The sequence below is a fragment of the Agromyces albus genome (assembly GCF_004134825.1).
GTDB classification, from domain to species: domain Bacteria; phylum Actinomycetota; class Actinomycetes; order Actinomycetales; family Microbacteriaceae; genus Agromyces; species Agromyces albus.
Genome location: NZ_SDPN01000010.1, coordinates 100358 through 117633, shown reverse-complemented (window position 1 = coordinate 117633; position 17276 = coordinate 100358). Strand labels below are relative to the sequence as shown.

The 17276-nt window shown below is 70.5% G+C and carries 20 protein-coding genes; 8 read left to right on the top strand and 12 right to left on the bottom strand.

What is annotated here, in order from left to right:
* A partial coding sequence (gene ggt, locus ESP51_RS07685; RefSeq protein WP_241843041.1) for a gamma-glutamyltransferase occupies positions 1-1819 on the top strand: 1819 nt, incomplete at its 5' end.
* A 19-nt stretch (positions 1820-1838) separates the two neighbouring features.
* On the opposite strand, the gene ESP51_RS07680 is transcribed toward ggt, so the two are convergent.
* From ESP51_RS07680 to cofE, 5 genes are all read right to left on the bottom strand, one after another.
* Positions 1839-2876, bottom strand: coding sequence for a CorA family divalent cation transporter (locus ESP51_RS07680; protein ID WP_129520310.1), 1038 nt, complete (start codon positions 2874-2876; stop codon positions 1839-1841).
* Positions 2877-2958: 82 nt separating this feature from the next.
* The gene (fgd, locus tag ESP51_RS07675) at positions 2959-3981 is read right to left on the bottom strand and encodes a glucose-6-phosphate dehydrogenase (coenzyme-F420) (RefSeq protein WP_129520309.1); all 1023 of its coding nucleotides are present in this window, start codon (positions 3979-3981) and stop codon (positions 2959-2961) included.
* A complete protein-coding gene (gene cofC / locus ESP51_RS07670; RefSeq protein ID WP_129520308.1) occupies positions 3978-4628 on the bottom strand; it encodes a 2-phospho-L-lactate guanylyltransferase in 651 nt (216 codons plus the stop codon). The genes fgd and cofC overlap by 4 nt, the downstream gene beginning before the upstream one ends.
* 25 nt (positions 4629-4653) lie before the next feature.
* Positions 4654-5652: a TIGR03557 family F420-dependent LLM class oxidoreductase gene (locus ESP51_RS07665; protein WP_129520307.1), complete on the bottom strand. Its 999-nt coding sequence runs from the start codon at positions 5650-5652 to the stop codon at positions 4654-4656.
* Between the two features lie 31 nt (positions 5653-5683).
* On the bottom strand, positions 5684-6466 hold the full coding sequence (cofE, locus tag ESP51_RS07660; RefSeq protein WP_241843040.1) for a coenzyme F420-0:L-glutamate ligase: 783 nt from the start codon (positions 6464-6466) through the stop codon (positions 5684-5686).
* 159 nt (positions 6467-6625) lie between these two features.
* Here cofE and ESP51_RS07655 point away from each other — a divergent pair, with 159 nt between their 5' ends.
* The 6 genes from ESP51_RS07655 to ESP51_RS07630 all read left to right on the top strand — a co-directional run bounded on the left by ESP51_RS07655 (position 6626) and on the right by ESP51_RS07630 (position 11435).
* The gene (locus tag ESP51_RS07655) at positions 6626-7210 is read left to right on the top strand and encodes a DUF6328 family protein (protein ID WP_241843039.1); all 585 of its coding nucleotides are present in this window, start codon (positions 6626-6628) and stop codon (positions 7208-7210) included.
* A 51-nt stretch (positions 7211-7261) separates the two neighbouring features.
* On the top strand, positions 7262-8101 hold the full coding sequence (locus tag ESP51_RS07650; RefSeq protein ID WP_129520305.1) for an exodeoxyribonuclease III: 840 nt from the start codon (positions 7262-7264) through the stop codon (positions 8099-8101).
* 134 nt (positions 8102-8235) lie between these two features.
* Positions 8236-9540, top strand: a complete 1305-nt coding sequence (locus tag ESP51_RS07645) for a serine/threonine-protein kinase (RefSeq protein ID WP_129520304.1) — start codon at positions 8236-8238, stop codon at positions 9538-9540.
* Positions 9537-10103, top strand: coding sequence for a hypothetical protein (locus tag ESP51_RS07640; RefSeq protein WP_129520303.1), 567 nt, complete (start codon positions 9537-9539; stop codon positions 10101-10103). The genes ESP51_RS07645 and ESP51_RS07640 overlap by 4 nt, the downstream gene beginning before the upstream one ends.
* Before the next feature lie 5 nt (positions 10104-10108).
* Positions 10109-10567 (top strand): hypothetical protein, encoded by a 459-nt coding sequence (locus ESP51_RS07635; protein ID WP_129520302.1) that lies wholly within the window; start codon positions 10109-10111, stop codon positions 10565-10567.
* Between the two features lie 52 nt (positions 10568-10619).
* Complete coding sequence (locus tag ESP51_RS07630; RefSeq protein ID WP_129520301.1) at positions 10620-11435, top strand: alpha/beta fold hydrolase; 816 nt, start codon at positions 10620-10622, stop codon at positions 11433-11435.
* 38 nt (positions 11436-11473) lie between these two features.
* Here ESP51_RS07630 and ESP51_RS07625 read toward each other — a convergent pair whose 3' ends face one another.
* The gene (locus tag ESP51_RS07625) at positions 11474-12313 is read right to left on the bottom strand and encodes an SDR family oxidoreductase (RefSeq protein WP_129520300.1); all 840 of its coding nucleotides are present in this window, start codon (positions 12311-12313) and stop codon (positions 11474-11476) included.
* 49 nt (positions 12314-12362) lie between these two features.
* Entirely contained in the window at positions 12363-12728 is a 366-nt protein-coding gene (locus ESP51_RS07620) for an iron chaperone (protein WP_129520299.1), read from the bottom strand.
* Between the two features lie 97 nt (positions 12729-12825).
* On the opposite strand from ESP51_RS07620, the gene ESP51_RS07615 reads away from it, so the two are divergent.
* Positions 12826-13293 (top strand): GNAT family N-acetyltransferase, encoded by a 468-nt coding sequence (locus ESP51_RS07615; RefSeq protein WP_206737241.1) that lies wholly within the window; start codon positions 12826-12828, stop codon positions 13291-13293.
* A gap of 52 nt (positions 13294-13345) precedes the next feature.
* On the opposite strand, the gene ESP51_RS07610 is transcribed toward ESP51_RS07615, so the two are convergent.
* The 5 genes from ESP51_RS07610 to ESP51_RS07590 form a co-directional block, all read right to left on the bottom strand.
* Positions 13346-13753: a hypothetical protein gene (locus ESP51_RS07610; protein ID WP_129520298.1), complete on the bottom strand. Its 408-nt coding sequence runs from the start codon at positions 13751-13753 to the stop codon at positions 13346-13348.
* A gap of 51 nt (positions 13754-13804) precedes the next feature.
* Positions 13805-15469 (bottom strand): DUF5671 domain-containing protein, encoded by a 1665-nt coding sequence (locus tag ESP51_RS07605; RefSeq protein WP_129520297.1) that lies wholly within the window; start codon positions 15467-15469, stop codon positions 13805-13807.
* Positions 15469-15918: an LpqB family beta-propeller domain-containing protein gene (locus ESP51_RS07600; protein WP_241843038.1), complete on the bottom strand. Its 450-nt coding sequence runs from the start codon at positions 15916-15918 to the stop codon at positions 15469-15471. The genes ESP51_RS07605 and ESP51_RS07600 overlap by 1 nt, the downstream gene beginning before the upstream one ends.
* A gap of 149 nt (positions 15919-16067) precedes the next feature.
* Positions 16068-16355, bottom strand: coding sequence for a DUF4190 domain-containing protein (locus tag ESP51_RS07595; protein ID WP_129520295.1), 288 nt, complete (start codon positions 16353-16355; stop codon positions 16068-16070).
* A 108-nt stretch (positions 16356-16463) separates the two neighbouring features.
* Positions 16464-17219: a DNA alkylation repair protein gene (locus ESP51_RS07590; RefSeq protein ID WP_129520294.1), complete on the bottom strand. Its 756-nt coding sequence runs from the start codon at positions 17217-17219 to the stop codon at positions 16464-16466.
* Positions 17220-17276 lie beyond the last annotated feature (57 nt).

Genomic DNA, 17276 nt, shown 5'->3' with positions numbered 1-17276 from the left:
GCTCGGTCTCGCCGCCGCACTCGCGGCAGGAGCCGTCGCCACGGCCGCGCCGGCGTCCGCGCACTCGCTCGCCGCCCCAGCCGCCACCGCGTCGACCGGTCGTCCGACGCCACCGGCGCCGTCCACCTCGACCGGCTACGGGGGTGCCGTCTCGTCGGTGGATGCCTCGGCCAGTGCGATCGGCCTCGAGGTGCTTCGCGAAGGCGGGAATGCAGCGGATGCCGCGGTCGCCACCGCCGCCGCGCTCGGGGTCACCGAGCCGTACAGCGCGGGCATCGGCGGCGGCGGATACTTCGTGTACTTCGATGCCGCGACGGGAGAGGTCACCACCATCGACGGACGCGAGACGGCACCCGCGACGATGCCGACGGATGCGTTCATCGATCCGGCGACCGGCCGGCCGTACCCGTTCGCGAACGCCGTGTCCTCGGGCCTCTCGGTCGGCGTGCCCGGCACCCTCGCGACGTGGGAGGCCGCACTCGACCGGTTCGGTACCGAGTCGCTTCGCGACATCCTGGAGCCGTCGGTCCTCCTGGCGACGAAGGGGTTCACCGTCGACCAGACGTTCCGCCAGCAGACGCTCGACAACAAGGCTCGATTCGCGGCCTTCCCCGACACGGCCGAGCTGTTCCTTCCCGACGGGGATGCGCCGCAGGTCGGCTCGGTCTTCAAGAATCTCGATCTCGCCGCGACCCTGCGCACCATCGCCCTCAAGGGCACCGACGAGTTCTACGCCGGACCGATGGCCGACGAGATCGCCGACCTCGTGCAGGAGCCGCGAAAGGACCCGGCCTCGCCGCTGCCCGCGCCGCCCGGTTTCATGACGGCGGACGACATCGCGGCGTACGAGGTCCTCGAGCAGGCGCCGACGCACGTGGAGTACCGCGGGCTCGACGTCTACGGCATGGCTCCGTCGTCGTCGGGCGGCACGACGGTCGGCGAGTCCCTGAACATCCTCGAGAACTACGACCTCTCAGCCGACGACATCGGGCAGAGCCTGCATCTCTACCTCGAGGCCACGGCTCACGCCTTCGCCGATCGCAACGCGTACGTCGGCGACCCGGCATTCGTCGACGTGCCGACCGAGACGCTGCTCAGCCAGGACTTCGCCGACGCCCGCGCTTGCGAGATCGACCCGGCCCAGGCCTCGACGAGGCCGGTTCCCGCCGGCGACCTGGAGGCCGCCGGCTGCGCCGCGGTCGCGCTCGACGAGCGCGAGGACACCGAGAACGTCTCGACGACGCACCTCTCGGTCGTCGACCAGTGGGGCAACGCGGTTGCGTACACGCTCACGATCGAGCAGACCGGCGGGTCGGGCATGACGCTTCCCGGGCGGGGATTCCTCCTGAACAACGAGCTGACCGACTTCAGCTTCTCGCCCAGCGAGACGGACCCGAACACCGTCGAGCCGGGCAAGCGCCCGCGGTCGTCGATGTCGCCGACCATCGTGCTCGAAGACGGCGCCGCGCGGTTCGTGGTCGGCTCGCCGGGCGGATCCACGATCATCACGACCGTGGTGCAGATCCTCATGAACCGGATCGACCTCGGCATGACGCTGCCCGAAGCGGTCGCCGCGCCGCGAGCCGCGCAGCGGAACACCGTCAACACGACGGCCGAGCCCGAGTTCATCGCGGCCTACGCAGGCGATCTCGCGCCGTTCGGGCAACCGCTCGTGCCGTCGGGCGACCAGTTCACCTCGGCCGCGCAGATCGGGGCCGCCGCCGCGATCGAGGTCGATTCGAGCGGGCTCATGACCGCCGCGGCCGAACCGGTGCGACGGGGCGGGGGCACCGGTCTGGTCGTCGAGCCCGCAGGCTGACCGATCGCCGCGGCCGCCCTTACAACCACCGGCGGCGTTTGAACATCAGGAAGACGATCGTGTCGATGATCACGATCGCGACGCCGACGCCGATCCAGCCGAGCTCCGCCCGCACGAGTGGGAGGTCCTTGAAGTTCATCCCCCAGAGCCCCGCCATGACCGTGGGCACTGCGAGGAGCGCGGCGATCGCCGAGATCGTGCGCATGTCCTGGTTCTGCCGGGCGGCGATGTTGTTCTCATAGCTCGAGAGCACGGCATCGAGCGCCCGCGACTGGTTGTTGATCAACGAGGCGGTGCCCGCAGCATCGTCGAGCAGGTCGTGGAGGTAGGGGACGATGAGCTTCTTGCCGAGCTTCGTATCCTCGAGGTGATCGGTGCTCTCCCGCAGAGCGGCGGCGATGCTCGAGACGGCGCGGTCGATGCGACCCATGTCCTTGCGAACCTTGTAGATGCGGCGGTGGTCGGTGTTGGCGGCGTCGCTGAAGACCTGCTCCTCGAGCTCCCCCAGGTGGGCCTCGACATCCGCGGCGGCCTTCGCATAGCCGTCGACGACGTCGGCCATGATCGTGTACGCCGCGGCCATCGCGCCATCGTGGAGATCCTCCGGACCGTCTTCGAGCAACTGCCGCAGGTCGGGCAGCTTCCCGCCGTTGCCGCGCTGCACCGTGAGCAACCACCCGTCGCCGATGTACAGGTACGTCTGGCCGAGCACGAGCTCGTCGGACTCGGTGCTCTCCAAGACGTTCCACAAGAGCACGAAGAGATGCTCCTCGAACATCTGCACCTTCGGCTGCTGGCGCCCCGAGGCCACGTCGGCGGCGGCCACGGGATGGATGCCCAGCACCTTGCGCGCGTCGTCGACGGTCTGCTCTTCGGGTTCCACCAGATGCAGCCAGACGAAGCCGTGGCGGTTCTGCGCCTCGACCACCTCGTCGGGCACGCCCTCGAGTTCGACCCCCGACTGCGGCTCGATGACGCCGTCGACGATGAAGGTCTGCAGGCGCGGCGTTGGGGCGGCGTCCTCGCCGCTGGGATCCGGCCGGGCCGTGCTGGCCATGGTCTGATGGTACGCCCGCCGGCATCGCGAGCGTCAGGAACGAGGTCGTCGACGACGCCGTCAGGCGCCCACGACGACGCCGTCAGGCGTCGAGCGCCCGCAACCGCGGCGCCAGGTCGCGCTCGAACAGCTCGAGGAAGCGGCGCTGGTCGTGGCCGGGCGCGTGGAACACGAGGTGGTTGAAGCCGGTGTCGACGTATTGCTTGATGTCGGCGACGACCTCGTCGGGGTCGGTGCCGACGATCCAGCGCTTCGCGATCTCCTCGATCGGCAGCGCGTCGGCCGCACGCTCCATCTCGACGGGGTCGGTGATGTCGTGCTTCTGCTCCTTCGAGAGCGAGAGCGGCGACCAGAAGCGGGTGTTCTCGAGCGCGGCGTGCTCGGTCTCCTCGTATGAGAGCTTGATCTCGATCATGCGGTCGATCGCGTCGTACGAGCGGCCCGCGGCATCCGCCCCCTCCTTGACGGCGGGGATGAGCTGCTCGGTGTAGAGCTCCATGCCCTTGCCCGACGTGCAGATGAACCCGTCGCCCGCGCGACCCGCGTACTTCGCGACGACCGGTCCGCCCGCCGCGATGTAGACCGGTACTCCGCCCTCGGGGCGGTCGTAGATCGACGCGTCGTGCGTCGAGTAGTAGTCACCCTCGAAGTTCACGCGATCGGCGGTCCAGAGCTCGCGCATGAGCCGGATCGACTCGCGCAGCCGTCCGAACCGCTCCTTGAACTCGGGCCAGTCCTGCGCGCCCGCGCCGCGGAATCCCGTCGCGATCTCGTTGAGCGCCTCGCCCGTGCCGACGCCGAGGATGATGCGGCCGGGGTAGAGGCAGCCGAACGACGCGAACGCCTGCGCGAGCACCGCGGGGTTGTAGCGGAACGTCGGCGTCATCACCGAGGTTCCGATGCGGATGTTCGAGGTGCGCTCGCCCACCGCGGCGATCCACGCGAGCGAGAACGGCGCGTGCCCGCCCTCGTGCCGCCACGGCTGGAAGTGGTCGCTCGTGAACACCGACTCCATGCCGTGCCCTTCGGCCGCGACCGCGATCTCGACGAGCTCCCGGGGGGCGAACTGCTCGGCCGAGGCCTTGTATCCGAGTGTGAGCGTCATGGTGTTCCCTTTCGGTCGGCGAGGCGCGCGACGGCTTCGGCGGTGTGGTCGCCCACTCCATGGTGCAGTACGGCTTCGAGTCCGTCGACGGTGTCGACGTCCTGCGTGAGGCCGGGGGCGGCGGATGCCTCGAGCTCGACGAACCCGGCCGCGACGTGCAGTGCCGCCGATCCGGGCCCGAACTGCGGCTCGAACGGCACCCCGGCTGCAGCGGTCGCGAGCGTCGTGCCCGTGCCGTCGGCATCGCGGACGAAGGCGAGCGGATGCCGCGCCGCGGCCTCGAGCGCCGCGTCGAGCTCATCGGAGTGCAGCCCCGGCAGGTCGCCGAGCAGCACGGCGACGGCGACCGGTGCGGCGAGACGCGCATGCGCGATGCCGTGGCGGATCGCCGGCAGTAGGCCGCGCTCGGCCCCGGCCGGCTCGGCGAGGAACTCCGCTCCGTCGGCGAGCGACGCGTCGTCGCCCACGACGATCACCCGCTCGACCGAGGTGGCCGCGAGGGCGGCGGCGATCGTGTCGAGCGCGAACGCGCGGGCAAGCAGCGCGCGAGCGTCGTCGGCGAGCGCCGGCGACAGCCGCGTCTTGCCGACGGCCGGCGCCTTGACGGGGATCACGACGGTCCAGTGCGCCGGAGGCGACGCGCTCATGCGCGGAGCGCCGGAGGCGACGCGCTCATGCGCGGAGCGCCGGCAGCACCTCGCGGCCGAAGACCTCGAGGAACTCGGCCTGGTTGCGGCCGACGTTGTGCAGGTACACGCGGTCGAAGCCGAGGTCGAGGTGCCGCTGGATGTCGGCGCGATGCACGTCGGGATCGGCCGAGATGACCATCTGGCCCTTGAAGTCCTCCGCGCGTACCGTGCGGGCGAGCTGCTCGAACTCGAACGGCGATCGGATGTCGCTGCGCGCGAAGCGCATGCCGCCGTTCGGCCATTCGACGAGGGCGTTGCGCATCGCCTCCTCGTCGGTCGCGGCCCAGGAGAGGTGCAGTTGCAGCACCTTCGGCATCTTGGAGGGGTCGCGCCCGCCCTCGCGCGCGCCCTCGGCGAAGCGAGTGAGGAGCGCGGCGAGCCGCTCGGCGGGCGCGCCCGTGGTGATGAGTCCATCGACGTTGCGCCCCGCACGGCGAGCAGTCACTGGGCCGGATGCCGCGACGAAGATCTGGGGCGCGACCGCGGGCATCGTCCAGAGCCGGGTGGACTCGAGCTTGAAGTACTGGCCCGAATGGCGCACGTCGCGACCGGCGAGCGAGCCCGCGAAGAGCTTCTTGATCACGTCGACGGCCTCGAACATGCGATTGATGCGCTCGGGGGCCTCTGGCCAGTAGTGTCCGACGATGTGCTCGTTGAGCGCCTCGCCCGAGCCGATGCCGAGCCAGTGCCGGCCCGGGTAGAGCGCGCCGAGCGTCGCGCTCGCTTGCGCGACCATGGCCGGATGCCAGCGGAACGTCGGTGTCGTCACGCCGGGGCCGAGGTCGCCCGTGGTGCGCTCCCCGAGCGCGGCGAGCACGCTCCACACGAACGACGACTGCCCCTGCGCCGGCAGCCACGGCTGGAAGTGGTCGCTCGCCATGACGCCTGTGAAGCCGTGCGACTCGGCGAGCGCGGCGAGCGCCACCGCTTCGGCGGGCGGGAACCGTTCGAGCATCGCGGCATAGCCGATGTGCACTGGCATCCCCCTATCCTCGCGCGTCGGAGGGGGCGTGTCAGGCCGAATCGAGCGGACCCTCGGCCTGCGACTCGTCGAAGCCGTCGCGGTACCCCTCGTTGTACGCCTCGTCGGCGCCGATCCGGAACAGGTCGCGGTCGGCGGGGCGCTGGATGCTGCGCGCACCCGGGAGGTCGAGGTCGCCGACGAATCGTCCGAGTCCACGCACCACGGCGACCGGCACTCCCGAGCTCTTGCCCTTCACGAGCTCGGCCGCGCCGGCGAGCTCGTCGGCGACGCACGGCATCGTGACGGCGAGCGGCTTGCCAGCGGCATCCGTCGATCCTCGAAGGTCCTCGAAGACGTGCACGCCCGCGGCGCCGATCGCGATATCGGTCTGGCCCTCGCGCCACGGCCGGCCGAGGGTGTCGGAGAGGATGACGCCGACGGCAGCGCCCGTGAGCGCACGGATGCCGGTGGCGAGCGCGCGCGCCGAGGCATCCGGGTCGACCGGAAGCAACAGCACCGTGCCATCTGGTGCGTTGGACGCGTCGACGCCCGCCGCCGCACCGATGATGCCCTGGCGATTCTCGACGATGCGGGTGACGCCGCCCTCGAAGACGCGCGTCGCGACGACGCGCACGGTCTCGTCAGTGATCGCCTGCTCGCGGTCGGCGGCCTGCACGAAGCGGCCCTCGGCCTTCGAGACGATCTTCGACGTGATGACGAGGATGTCGCCCTCGGCGAGGTCGACCGCGTCGACGATGAGCGCGGCGAGGTCGTCGCCGCGCGCGATCTCGGGGAGCCCCTCGACGCCTTCGATGCTGAACTTCACGGCCACCCCCAGCTCGTCGATACTCCTCGATCTTGGCAGCATCCGTGCGGCCCTGCCAGAATGCCGGTCGCGGGCGATGGATCCCGCGGCGATGGAGGCTGGCGCGTTCCACGGCCGCCGCGCAAGGGCTTGAACCCACCTCCCCCCTCGTGGCTACGATCGAGCATGAACCGTCGCCACGCCAGGCCCGAGGTCGGCCCCGCCGGCACCAGCCGCCGCGCCGATCCGGCGAACCACGTGAACCACCGCGCCGACGACGGACGCAATGAGACGCCCAACGAGCGCAGCGACCGCAACTGGAACGACATCCTCCAAGAGCTCCGCGTGGCACTCACCGGCACGCAGCTCATCGGCGGCTTCCTGCTCGCCGTGGCGTTCCAGCCGCGGTTCGAGGAACTCGACGCCTACCAGCTCACGCTCTACCTCGTACTCGTCGCCCTGGCGGGACTCGCGACCGTGATCGGGCTGGCCCCGGTGACCCTGCATCGCACGCTGTTCCGGCGGCAGGCGAAGGACCGAGTGGTGCGCACCGGCAACCGGCTGCTCATCGCCGACCTCGCCGTGGTCGCCCTGCTCGTCATCGGCGTGACGAGCCTCGTCTTCGACTTCGCCCTCAGCCGGATCGCCGGCTTCGTGGCGCTCGGCATCGGCGCCGTCATCCTCGCGGCCCTCTGGCTCGTACTGCCGCGCCTGCAGGCCGCGGAGGTCGGCGACGACGCGGACGTGGTCGACGCGGCCACCGGAGACTGACGCTCGCCGACAGGCACACGCCCTGTCGCCCGGCCGTCCTAGGCTTGGTCCATGCGCATCGCCACCTGGAACGTCAACTCGATCCGCACCCGCTTCGGCCGTGTCGTCGACTGGATGGTGCGCGAAGACGTCGACGTGCTCGCGATGCAGGAGATCAAGTGCACTCCCGAGCAGTTCCCGGCGGCGGCGTTCGAGGAGGCGGGCTACGAGCTCGCGATCCATGGCTTCAGCCAGTGGAACGGCGTGGCGATCGCGAGTCGCTCGCCCATCTTCGACGTTGCCACGAGCTTCCCCGGCATGCCCGGCTTCCTGAAGGGCGAGGAGGGCCCCGACCTGCCGAAGGAAGCGCGTGCCATGGGGGCGACCGTCGACGGCGTGCGCATCTGGAGCCTCTACGTGCCCAACGGCCGTTCGCTCGGCGACCCGCACTACACCTACAAGCTCGACTGGCTCGCGGCCCTCACCGAACACACTCGAGCCGAGACCTCCGCACGGCCCGAACTGCCGTTCGTGCTCATGGGCGACTTCAACATCGCACCCTTCGACCAGGACAACGGCGACCCGGCCGTCGTCGAGGGCCTCACGACGCACGTGTCGCCGCCCGAGCGGCAGGCCTTCTTCAACCTCGAGAACGCCGGCGTCACGGATGTCGTGCGCCCACGCATCCCCGAGGGCTACACCTATTGGGACTACAAGCAGCTGAAGTTCCCGCGCAACGAGGGGCTCCGCATCGACTTCATCCTCGGCTCGGCGAAGTTCGCAGAAGCGGTGACGGATGCCTCGATCCACCGCAATGAGCGCAAGGGCGACGCGCCGTCCGACCACGTGCCCGTGCTCGTCGAGGTCGCCCTCTCCGAAGACGCCGACGACCTCCCGATGATCTTCGGCTGACACTCGGCTGACACTCGGCTGAGGTTCGACTGACGTTCGACTGACAGGTCGGCGTAATACCGCACCTCGGCTCCACAGCCAACCCCGGACGGCGAAACGGAGCTCTTTCAGGCGGGGCGGGTACGCTCGAATATGTGACGACCTCCCCTGATCGCGTGGTCGGCGATCCATTCGTCGGCGCCACGCTCGACTCCCGATACCGCCTCGACGCCCTCATCGGCCGCGGCGGAATGGCGGCCGTGTACCGCGGCGAAGACCTGGCCCTGGGCCGTTCCGTCGCGGTGAAGGTGTTCGCCGAGGCCGCCGAGGGCATCGACGACAGCGACCGCCGCAAATCCGAGACCGCGCTGCTCGCAAGCCTCACGCACCGTGCGCTCGTGCGGTTGTACGACGCATGCCGCGATCCCGCGACGGGTCGCGAGTTCCTCGTGATGGAGCTCGTCGACGGCCGCGACCTGCGGGAGGCCCTGAAGTTCGGGCCCCTCGGCCCCGCGGATGCCGCAGGCCTGCTCGCCGACCTCGCCGAGGCCCTGCACGTCATCCACGCCCGCGGCATCGTGCACCGCGACGTGAAGCCCGCGAACGTGTTGCTCGAACCCGCGCACCTGCCCGGTCGCGCGTGGAATGCGAAGCTCGCCGACTTCGGCATTGCGCGGCTCATCGACGACGCCCGGCTGACCCGCACGGGGCTTCTCGTCGGCACACCCGGCTACCTCAGCCCTGAGCAGGTGAGCGGCGCGGCGCCGGGTCCCGCGGCCGACATCTACTCGCTCGGCCTGCTCGTGCTCGAGGCGCGCACGGGCGTGACGGCGTTCCCCGGGCCAGCCGTCGAGGCGGCGAGCGCCCGGCTCGTGCGCGATCCCGAGATCCCCGATTCGCTCGGCCCAGACTGGGTGTCGCTGCTTCGCAGCATGACCGCTCGCGAGCCGGGCGACCGGCCGAGTGCACTCGACATCGCCGTCGCCGCCACGACCCTCGACACGACGCTCGACACGTCGAGCACCGCCGATCGCGAGGTCACCGCGCCGACGATCTCGTTCGCCGACGTCTCGGCCGCAGCGACCCAGCCGGCCGAGGTCGCGGCATCGGGGGCCGGGTCATCAGCGGCCGTATCATCCGAGAACGACCCCGCGACGGCCGCCGCCACGCAGGTGCTGCCGTCGCCCGATCGGTCGTTCTTCGAGGCTCCGGCCGGCACGGAAACGGCCGAGCCGACGACGCGCGCGGCCCACGCGGCATCCGAGCAGCGCTCGCGCCGCTGGGTGCGGCCGACGATCGCGATCTCGCTCCTCGCCGTCATCGGCGCCGTGGTCGCGGTGCTCGTGTTCTCGTCGCTCACTGCCGAGCAGGCCGCCACGACCCCCGAGCCGCTGCCGGCGGTGCCGGGCGAGCTCGGCGTGCACCTCGAAGAGCTCGACGAGGCGGTGACCGGCGAATGACGCGCAGTGCACAGCGCTTCGCGCGCCGGCACGCGGTTCTTCCCGCCGCGGCGATCGCCGCCGCCCTCACGTTCGGCTTGTCGGCGTGCGCTTCGGCTGAGCAGACGGCCGACGCGATGCACTCCTCGGTGGTGCAGATCGCCGAACGCGCCGTGGCGGGCGACTTCGTCGGTGCCCTTGCCGAGCTCGAACTGCTCGATCGCGACGTCACGGTCGCGCTCGATACCGGGAGCATCGATGCCGATCGCGAGCAGGTGATCCGCGCGGCAATCGATCTCGTGCGTGCCGACCTCGAGGCGGCCCTGGCGGCCGCGACGCCTTCGCCTTCGCCTGCGCCTGCGCCCGCCGACGACGAGGGAGACGACGGCGACGGCAACGGGAACGAGAACGGCGGGAACTCCGGGAACGGGAACGGCGGCGGAAGCGGCTCGGGCGACAGCACCGAGCCGCCGACCACTGCGCCTCCCGCCACCGAACCGCCCGTCACCGAGCCACCCGTCACCGAGCCGCCCGCCACCGAGCCACCCGCCACCGACGCTCCCGACGACGAGGGCGAGGGCTGAGCGCCGTGGTCGCAAGCTCTGGCGCCGGTGCTCGCGCGCGCCGCCGTCGATCCGCTCCGCGTGCTGCCGCGGTCGCCCTGGTGCTCGCGCTCGGCCTCGGCCTCGGCTCGTGCGCGGCACAGGCATCGCCGTCCGAGAACTTCCACGGCTCCGTCGTGAGCATCGCGACGCATGCTGCAAGCGGCGACTTCGCAGCATCCCGCGCTGCGCTCGATCTCCTCGAAGCGGAGGTCGCCGACGCCCTCGCCGACGGCGACCTCGACGCGGCGCGTGAGCGCGACATCCGCGACGCCATCGCGCTCGTGCGGGCCGACCTCGAGGCCGCCGAGGCAGCGAGCAACCCGAGCCCCACCCCCACGCCGACAACCGAGCCCGAAGACGACGATGATCCGGGCAACGGCGACGACAAGGGCGGCGACAAGGGCAAAGACGGCGACAAGGGCAAGGGTTCACAGAAGGACTGACGGATGCCGGTGACCGGCTCGCCGCGCGCACCGTGTCACGTACCCTCGAGACATGCCCCACCTCGCCGTCCCGGGTGCCGAGCTCGCCTACGAATCCGCCGGCCATGCGTCGGCGCCCGCCCTCGTGCTGCTGCACTCGGGAATCGCGACGATGCGCATGTGGGAACCGCAAATGCCGGCGCTCACCGCGGGCCACCTCGTGGTGCGGCTCGACGCACGCGGCTTCGGTGCCACGCGGCACGACGGCGCGCCCTTCTCCGATCGCGACGACGTGCGCTCGGTGCTCGACCACCTCGGCATCGAGCGTGCCACGATCATCGGCGCCGGCCGAGGCGGCACCACCGCCCTCGACCTCGCGCTCGAGTCACCCGACCGCGTCGCCGGGGTCGTGGCGGTGGGATCGGGCCCGAGCGGATTCCCCGAGCTGCCGCTCTCCGACGAGGAGCATCGCCGCATCGACGAGCTCGACGCCGCGTTCGCGGCATCAGACTGGCGACGCCTCGCACGCCTCGAGACCGCCCTGTGGGTCGCGGGCAGCAATCGGCTCGAAGACGATCTCGATCCCGAGTTCGTCGCGCTCGTCCACGAGATCGCGGCGGCGAACGTGGCGCACGCCGAGGAGGCGGTGAGCCCCGAGCCGCTCGAGCCGCCCGCGTACGGCCGGCTCGGCGACATCCGGGTCCCCGCGCTCGTCCTGGTCGGCGAGTACGACTTGGGGCCCACGCGAGCACACTACGAACACGTGCTCGAAGCGCTGCCCGACGCGACGGGATTCAGCTTCGAGGATGCCGCGCACCTGCCGAACCTCGAGCGGCCGGCCGAGTTCGAGCTCGTGCTGCTCGACTGGCTCGGCGAACACGGGCTCTGACGGGCGCTCGCCGAGCAGCGACGGCGCTCGCCGAGCAGCTACGGGCGACCGGTGAACCGCTCCATCGAGCGGTAGACCCCGAAGGCGTCGCCCACGACGCGATCGAACACCCGCGTCGGCAGGATGCCGCGCACCGCACGCGAGAGCCCGACGCTGCGTGGCAGCTCCACGAGCGGCTTGCCCGCGAGCATCGCGCGCCACACTCGGTCGACGACGTACTCGGGCTCGAGGATGGGAGCCAGCCGCGGGGCCCTGGCGCCCGCGAACATCCCCGTCGAGACGTAACCCGGCGTGACCGTCGTGACCCGCACGTTGGTGTGGTCGGCCTGCTCGAGCTCGATGCGCAGCGATTCGCTCCAGCCGATGAGCGCGGCCTTCGAGGCCGCGTACACGGCCATGCGCGGGTTGGCGAGCGTTCCGGCGGCCGAGGCGATGTTCACGATGCGCGCCGCGCGGTACGACGAGGAGATCATGCCCGGCAGGAACTCGCGGGTGATGTACATGGGCGCGAGGGCGTTGACCTGCATCGTCGGGCGGGTGTCGTCACCGCTGTCGGTCTCCCAGAAGTAGCGATTGCCGCGCACGATTCCGGCGTTGTTGATGAGCACGTCGGGATTGCCGACGTCGCGCCGCACCCGCTGCGCGTGCTTCGCGATCGCACCAGGGTCGCTCACGTCGACGACGTACGACTGCACGCGAGTGCGCCCGCGCGAGGCGGCGCCCAACTCGTCGACCGCACGAGCGAGGGCGATGACGTCGCGATCCCAGAGGGTGACGGAGGTCGCGCCCTCGTCCACCGCTCGCTCGGCGAACAGGCGACCCATGCCACCGGCCGCGCCGGTGATGAGGACCTTCGCGCCGCGCACCGTTCTCGTCATCCCCCCATTCTCGCAACCAATGCGCGCACGCCCGTGAGCGGCGCCTGGCTCAGTCGGCGGATGCAGCGCCTCGACGCCGCACGATCTCTGCCGACATCCGGCGGATGAGGTCGTATGGCACGGGTTGGGAGTACGGGAAGTTCACCGAGTCCTTCTTCGCCCGGTACGGGGACACCTCCGCTTCGAGTTCGCCGTCGAATGCGGGCACGGGGTAGAGGCCGACGTGGTGCTTCCACCCCGCGAAGTGGATCGCGTACCGGCCGCCGAGCATGACGGCCGCGATGCCGTAGCGGATCTTCTCCTCGGCCCCCGGCACGCTCGCATGGATCGCTTCGCGCACGGCCTGGAGCACGGGCTGCACGTCGGGCGGGAAGGAGGCGATGTACTCGTCGACCGTCTCGAATGCCACTGTCATGCTCACAGTCTGCTCCTCCCGCCGGCTCGCAGGGCGAGGAGAATCACTGAACCAAATAGTTCAATGATGATCCTGATCGTCATGCGAGCATGGACTGATGGTGACGAACGACCTGAGCCTCGTGCCGAAGTCCGTCGAGCAGACCGCGGAATGGTTGCCGATCGCGATGTCGGCCTACGAACAGGCGCGCATCGCCGCGGGCGACACCCCCGAGGCGGCGGCCATCGCCCGGCACGCCTCCGAGGAGCAGTTCTTCCCCGACGGCACGCTCATCGACGGCCATTTCCTCTTCACGATCGTCGCCGATGGGGATGACGCCGGATGGCTCTGGATCGGGCCCTCGAGCGACGCGTCGAGCTGGTGGGTCTGGGACATCAGGGTGCACGAGGCGTTCCGGCGGCGCGGCATCGGCCGGGCCGCCATGCTGCTGGCCGAAGACGTCGCCCGCTCGCAGGGCGCGACCTCGGTGCGGCTCAACGTGTTCGCCGACAACGAGGGCGCCATCCGCCTCTATGACGAACTCGGCTACGAGACCGCGTCGATGCACAAGCAGAAGCGGCTCTGAGGCGTCGCCCGGATCGGCGTCGACGGGATGATCGAAGGCCTGGGCAGACCGTCTAGGCGAGGGTGAGGCCCGAGATCTCGAGGAACAGGAAGGCCGCCACGACGAACAGCAGGCCCGTGTACACGAGATCCTCGAACCAATCGATGGGGCCGGGCTTGCGCTCGATCATGATCTTCGGGTTGTAGTAGAAGATCGACGCGAGGATCACGACGACCGAGAAGATCAGCCCGACCCATGCGGCGAAGGGGACGCCGGCGAAGAGCAGGATGATCACGACGGCCGCGACCACATACAGCGCGACGTCCTGGATCAGGAATGCGCGGAGCGAGTCGTGGCGTGACGTGCCCGCCTTGGCGATCGCCCGCCAGAGCTCGTACAGCAACGAGATGGCGAAGGCAACGACCAGCACCCACGCCGATGCCGCCTCGAGGAGTGTCGGGTGCACAGAACTTTCGACCATCTCAGGCTCCCCACATCACCTGCAGTGTATTCCTGCCGGTCTGCTGTTGGCTCAGTCCGCGAGCCGCACGACCTCGACGCGATTCCCCGGGCCGGCGAGCATGAGCACGCGCTTCCCGGTGACGCCCTCGAGCGCACCGGCGAGCGCCGCGGCATCCGGACCGACACCCGGCTCGTCGAGAGAGCGCCAGACCGTGACCGACGCGCCCGTGGCATCCGTTATCGCCTGCTCGAGTGCGACGGCGTCGCCGGAGGTCACGAGGATGACTCGCCCGATCCGTCGCGCAGGGGCAAGGCCCTCGGCGGCGATCACCGAGCGGTCGCGGCGCCAGAGCGCGAAGTGGTAGCCGAACACGAGCCCGGTGGCGACGAGGAGCCCGAACGGCGCGCGCACCTTGTCGACGAGGCTGGCCGTCGTCGTGGGATCGAGCCCGAACTCGAACAGCAGGTAGCCGACCACGAGCACGGTGATGAGCGCCACGATGGCACTGATGCCGAACACGGCGATCAGGTACACCCGGCGTCCGGTCGAGCCGGCCTCCGTGGCTTCGACTCGCCGAGCTGGCTTCCAGTTGAGCCACCAGACCGGCCCGCCGACGACGAGCGCGCTGATGCCGCCGAGGAGGAGCGAGCGGGTGTCGGATGCCGCGATGGGGCTGACGAGCGCGGCGAGCGTCGCGTTGATGACAACGCCGATTCCCGACGCGGCCGCCACGAGGCCGAGGCCCGACATGACGAGCGCGCCGGCACGACGAGTGCCCGCCGAGTGCCTGGCCACGACGCCGCGATGATAGACCCACACGAGAGCACCGACGGATGCCGCGGCGAGCGCCATTCCCAGTGGGCGGAGGATCTCGCTCGCCGGGTCACTCGAGTCGAATGCGAGCCGCAGCAGCACGAAGAGCACGGTGCCGAGTCCGGCGAGCATCACGAAGCCCGCCCACAGCACGCCGACGACGACGAGCGCCACTCGGGCGAGGCCGGCGTCGAGTCGCCTGGCATCGTCGCGGAACCAGTGCCACGCCCAGATCGCCCCGCCGGCCACCGCCCAGATGAGCGACTCGAGCGGCGCCTGCCACCACGTGGTGCCGGCGAACACCTGCTCGGAGGCTCGCCGAATCGCCGTGTCGAAGAGCGAACCGAGCGCGGTCACGCCGCCACCGATGCCGATGATGAGGCCGTACACCGAGGCCGCGACGGCAGGCACCGTGGCCAGCCTGATCGGGCCCTTGGCCGGATGCCGCCACATCCAGCGGTGCCAGGCCCACACGAGTGCCCACACCACGCCGGTGGAGAAGTCTCCCGGACGCCACCCGTCGCTCACGAGCGACGACAACGTGCCCACGAGCGCCGAGGTCGCCACGATGAGCGAGACCGTGTACATGAGGGCGAGGTAGAGGCCCCACGCCAGCGACGACCGCTCCGAGTCATCCGTGAGCCGGCGCCACACCACCCACCAGAGCAGCGCCGCGAGCGGCCCGCCGATGAGCGTGAAGGCGAGCGACAGCGCGAGGCCCGCGTTGCCGCCGGCGGCGAGCGGAGTGCCGGTCTCGAGCAGCCGCCCGACGAGGCCGCTCAGGCCGATGGCGGCGATCGTGACCAGTACGAAGAGAAGCGAGTAGACGATGAGGCGGCGCACGGTGCGCTGCGCCGATCCTGTGACGGGGCTCGGTCCCGGGCCTGGGCCGGGGGCCGCTGGGAGTGTCGTGGCGGTCATCACTGCACCATCTTCGGAGCGCAGATTGCGAGCGACCACGGGGCCGACTCGATGAGCCAGCCTCCGTCGGCCGCGACGAGGTCGAACACGGCCTCCTCCTCGTACTCCGACGATCCGAACGGGCCGCCGTCGTACGACGTGACCATGAGCACGTTCACGTCGGCCGAGTCGTCGCGTTCCGTGGTGGAGACGAGGGTGACCCGCATGCCGTCGACCGGGCCGATCGCCGTGCGCTCGCAGGAGTCGGCGAGCTCGGGAACCAGGTATTCCATGGCCGCCGCCTCATCGCCGTCGATCACCGCGGCCGAGTATCGCTGAACGACGCCTTCGGGCGTGGATTCGTCGAGGAGTTCGGGCTCACCGGTCGTGAACACGACGATGAGCGCCACGATCACCAGCGCGCCGATGACGCCGAGGATCACGATGAGGGTTCGGTCTGGCTTCGCCACCGGGGATTCCATGCTCCACATCATGGCGTGGCGTGGCCGCTCACGACAGGACGAATGCGAACGGAGTCCCCGTCCGGCTCGGCCGGTCGGGGACTCCGTGTGCGTGAAGACCTCGGTGAAGCCTCCCTGGAACCTCGGGAGGCAGGGGCCTAGTACGTCGTCGTGAGCCCGGGGTTCGCCGCAACGAGCGCGACGGCCGCGATCACCCAGATGATGGTGATAACGAGCCCGACGAACCCGATGATGACCGCAGCGAGCGCGAGGCCACGACCACGTTCACCGGTCTTCTTCACCTGGTTGAGGCCGATGAAGCCGAGCACGATCGCGATGACGCCGCCGCCGACGAGCGAGAGCACGAAGGCGACGATCGAGAGGACATTCCACTTCTCGGCGGGCGCCGACTGAGCGGGGACGGGAGCGGGCGCGGGAGTAGTCATGAGGGTTCCTTGCTGTGTTTGAGATCGGCGAACTGCCGAACGGCATACTGGCAGCGCTCCCGACCCGCTGTCAATGGAAAGCGGTGCCCATGTGCCGACGCGGTGCCGTCAGCGCTGTGCGCGATACGCCGCTCGCTCGTCGGGTGAGAGGTGCTCGGTCGCGTAGGAGAGCATCGTGCGGGGCATCCGCGGGGCGTGCTCGTCGAGGAACCCGCGGAGCAGGTCGCGATCGACGCGCTTGCCGAGCTCGCGCAGCATCCATCCCACCGCCTTGTGCATGAGGTCTTCGCGGTCGCCGAGCAGCCGCGGCGCGAGCCGCAGGATCGGCACGCCGTCGCCGGCCCTGATGAAGGCGAACGTCGCCAGCACCGCCACCCGGCGCTCCCAGAGCGAGTCGGATGCCGCGAGCTCGTCGAGCAGCGAATCCTCGCCGCGCCCCGCCGCCCGCAGGAACTCGCCCACGAGTACCTCGGCCGAGGAATCGACGAGATCCCAGTTGTTCACGCGCCCGGCGCGCACCGCGGCGAGGTACGCCTCGTGCAGCGCACGCCGCGCGTCGTCGTCGCGGGTTCGGGGCCGCCTCGCGACCCGGAACTGCCGCACCATCACAAGGAGCGCGGCGAGCCGGTGCTCGTGCACGGGGCTCTCGAGCAGCTTTCCCGCTTCGACGGGCGGAAGCCCGGGGAAGCGTGCGACGACCGATCGGGTCGCGGGCACGCTCACTCCGATGAATCGATCTCCCTCGCCGTACTGGCCGGGCCCCGTCTTGAAGAAGCGCACGGCCACCGCCGCACGGTCGGCGGAGGCATGCTCCGCGAGCACGGCCACCACCGCTTCGGCGGTGACGTCCGTGGAGAGGTCCATGGTCCGCACGATACCCGGGCAGCCGGACGGGCGCGGTGTCATGATCGACACGCCGCG

Bases quoted from the DNA above. Each gene is read 5' to 3' on its own strand.
- ESP51_RS07590 (WP_129520294.1), bottom strand. From the start codon at position 17,219: ATGGACCTCTCCACGGACGTCACCGCCGAAGCGGTGGTGGCCGTGCTC.
- ESP51_RS07680 (WP_129520310.1), bottom strand. From the start codon at position 2,876: ATGGCCAGCACGGCCCGGCCGGATCCCAGCGGCGAGGACGCCGCCCCA.
- ESP51_RS07595 (WP_129520295.1), bottom strand. From the start codon at position 16,355: ATGACTACTCCCGCGCCCGCTCCCGTCCCCGCTCAGTCGGCGCCCGCC.
- ESP51_RS07650 (WP_129520305.1), top strand. From the start codon at position 7,262: ATGCGCATCGCCACCTGGAACGTCAACTCGATCCGCACCCGCTTCGGC.
- ESP51_RS07625 (WP_129520300.1), bottom strand. From the start codon at position 12,313: ATGACGAGAACGGTGCGCGGCGCGAAGGTCCTCATCACCGGCGCGGCC.
- ESP51_RS07665 (WP_129520307.1), bottom strand. From the start codon at position 5,652: ATGCCAGTGCACATCGGCTATGCCGCGATGCTCGAACGGTTCCCGCCC.
- ESP51_RS07640 (WP_129520303.1), top strand. From the start codon at position 9,537: ATGACGCGCAGTGCACAGCGCTTCGCGCGCCGGCACGCGGTTCTTCCC.
- ESP51_RS07655 (WP_241843039.1), top strand. From the start codon at position 6,626: ATGAACCGTCGCCACGCCAGGCCCGAGGTCGGCCCCGCCGGCACCAGC.
- ESP51_RS07605 (WP_129520297.1), bottom strand. From the start codon at position 15,469: ATGACCGCCACGACACTCCCAGCGGCCCCCGGCCCAGGCCCGGGACCG.
- fgd (WP_129520309.1), bottom strand. From the start codon at position 3,981: ATGACGCTCACACTCGGATACAAGGCCTCGGCCGAGCAGTTCGCCCCC.
- ESP51_RS07620 (WP_129520299.1), bottom strand. From the start codon at position 12,728: ATGACAGTGGCATTCGAGACGGTCGACGAGTACATCGCCTCCTTCCCG.
- ESP51_RS07615 (WP_206737241.1), top strand. From the start codon at position 12,826: ATGGTGACGAACGACCTGAGCCTCGTGCCGAAGTCCGTCGAGCAGACC.
- ESP51_RS07610 (WP_129520298.1), bottom strand. From the start codon at position 13,753: ATGGTCGAAAGTTCTGTGCACCCGACACTCCTCGAGGCGGCATCGGCG.
- ESP51_RS07630 (WP_129520301.1), top strand. From the start codon at position 10,620: ATGCCCCACCTCGCCGTCCCGGGTGCCGAGCTCGCCTACGAATCCGCC.
- cofC (WP_129520308.1), bottom strand. From the start codon at position 4,628: ATGAGCGCGTCGCCTCCGGCGCACTGGACCGTCGTGATCCCCGTCAAG.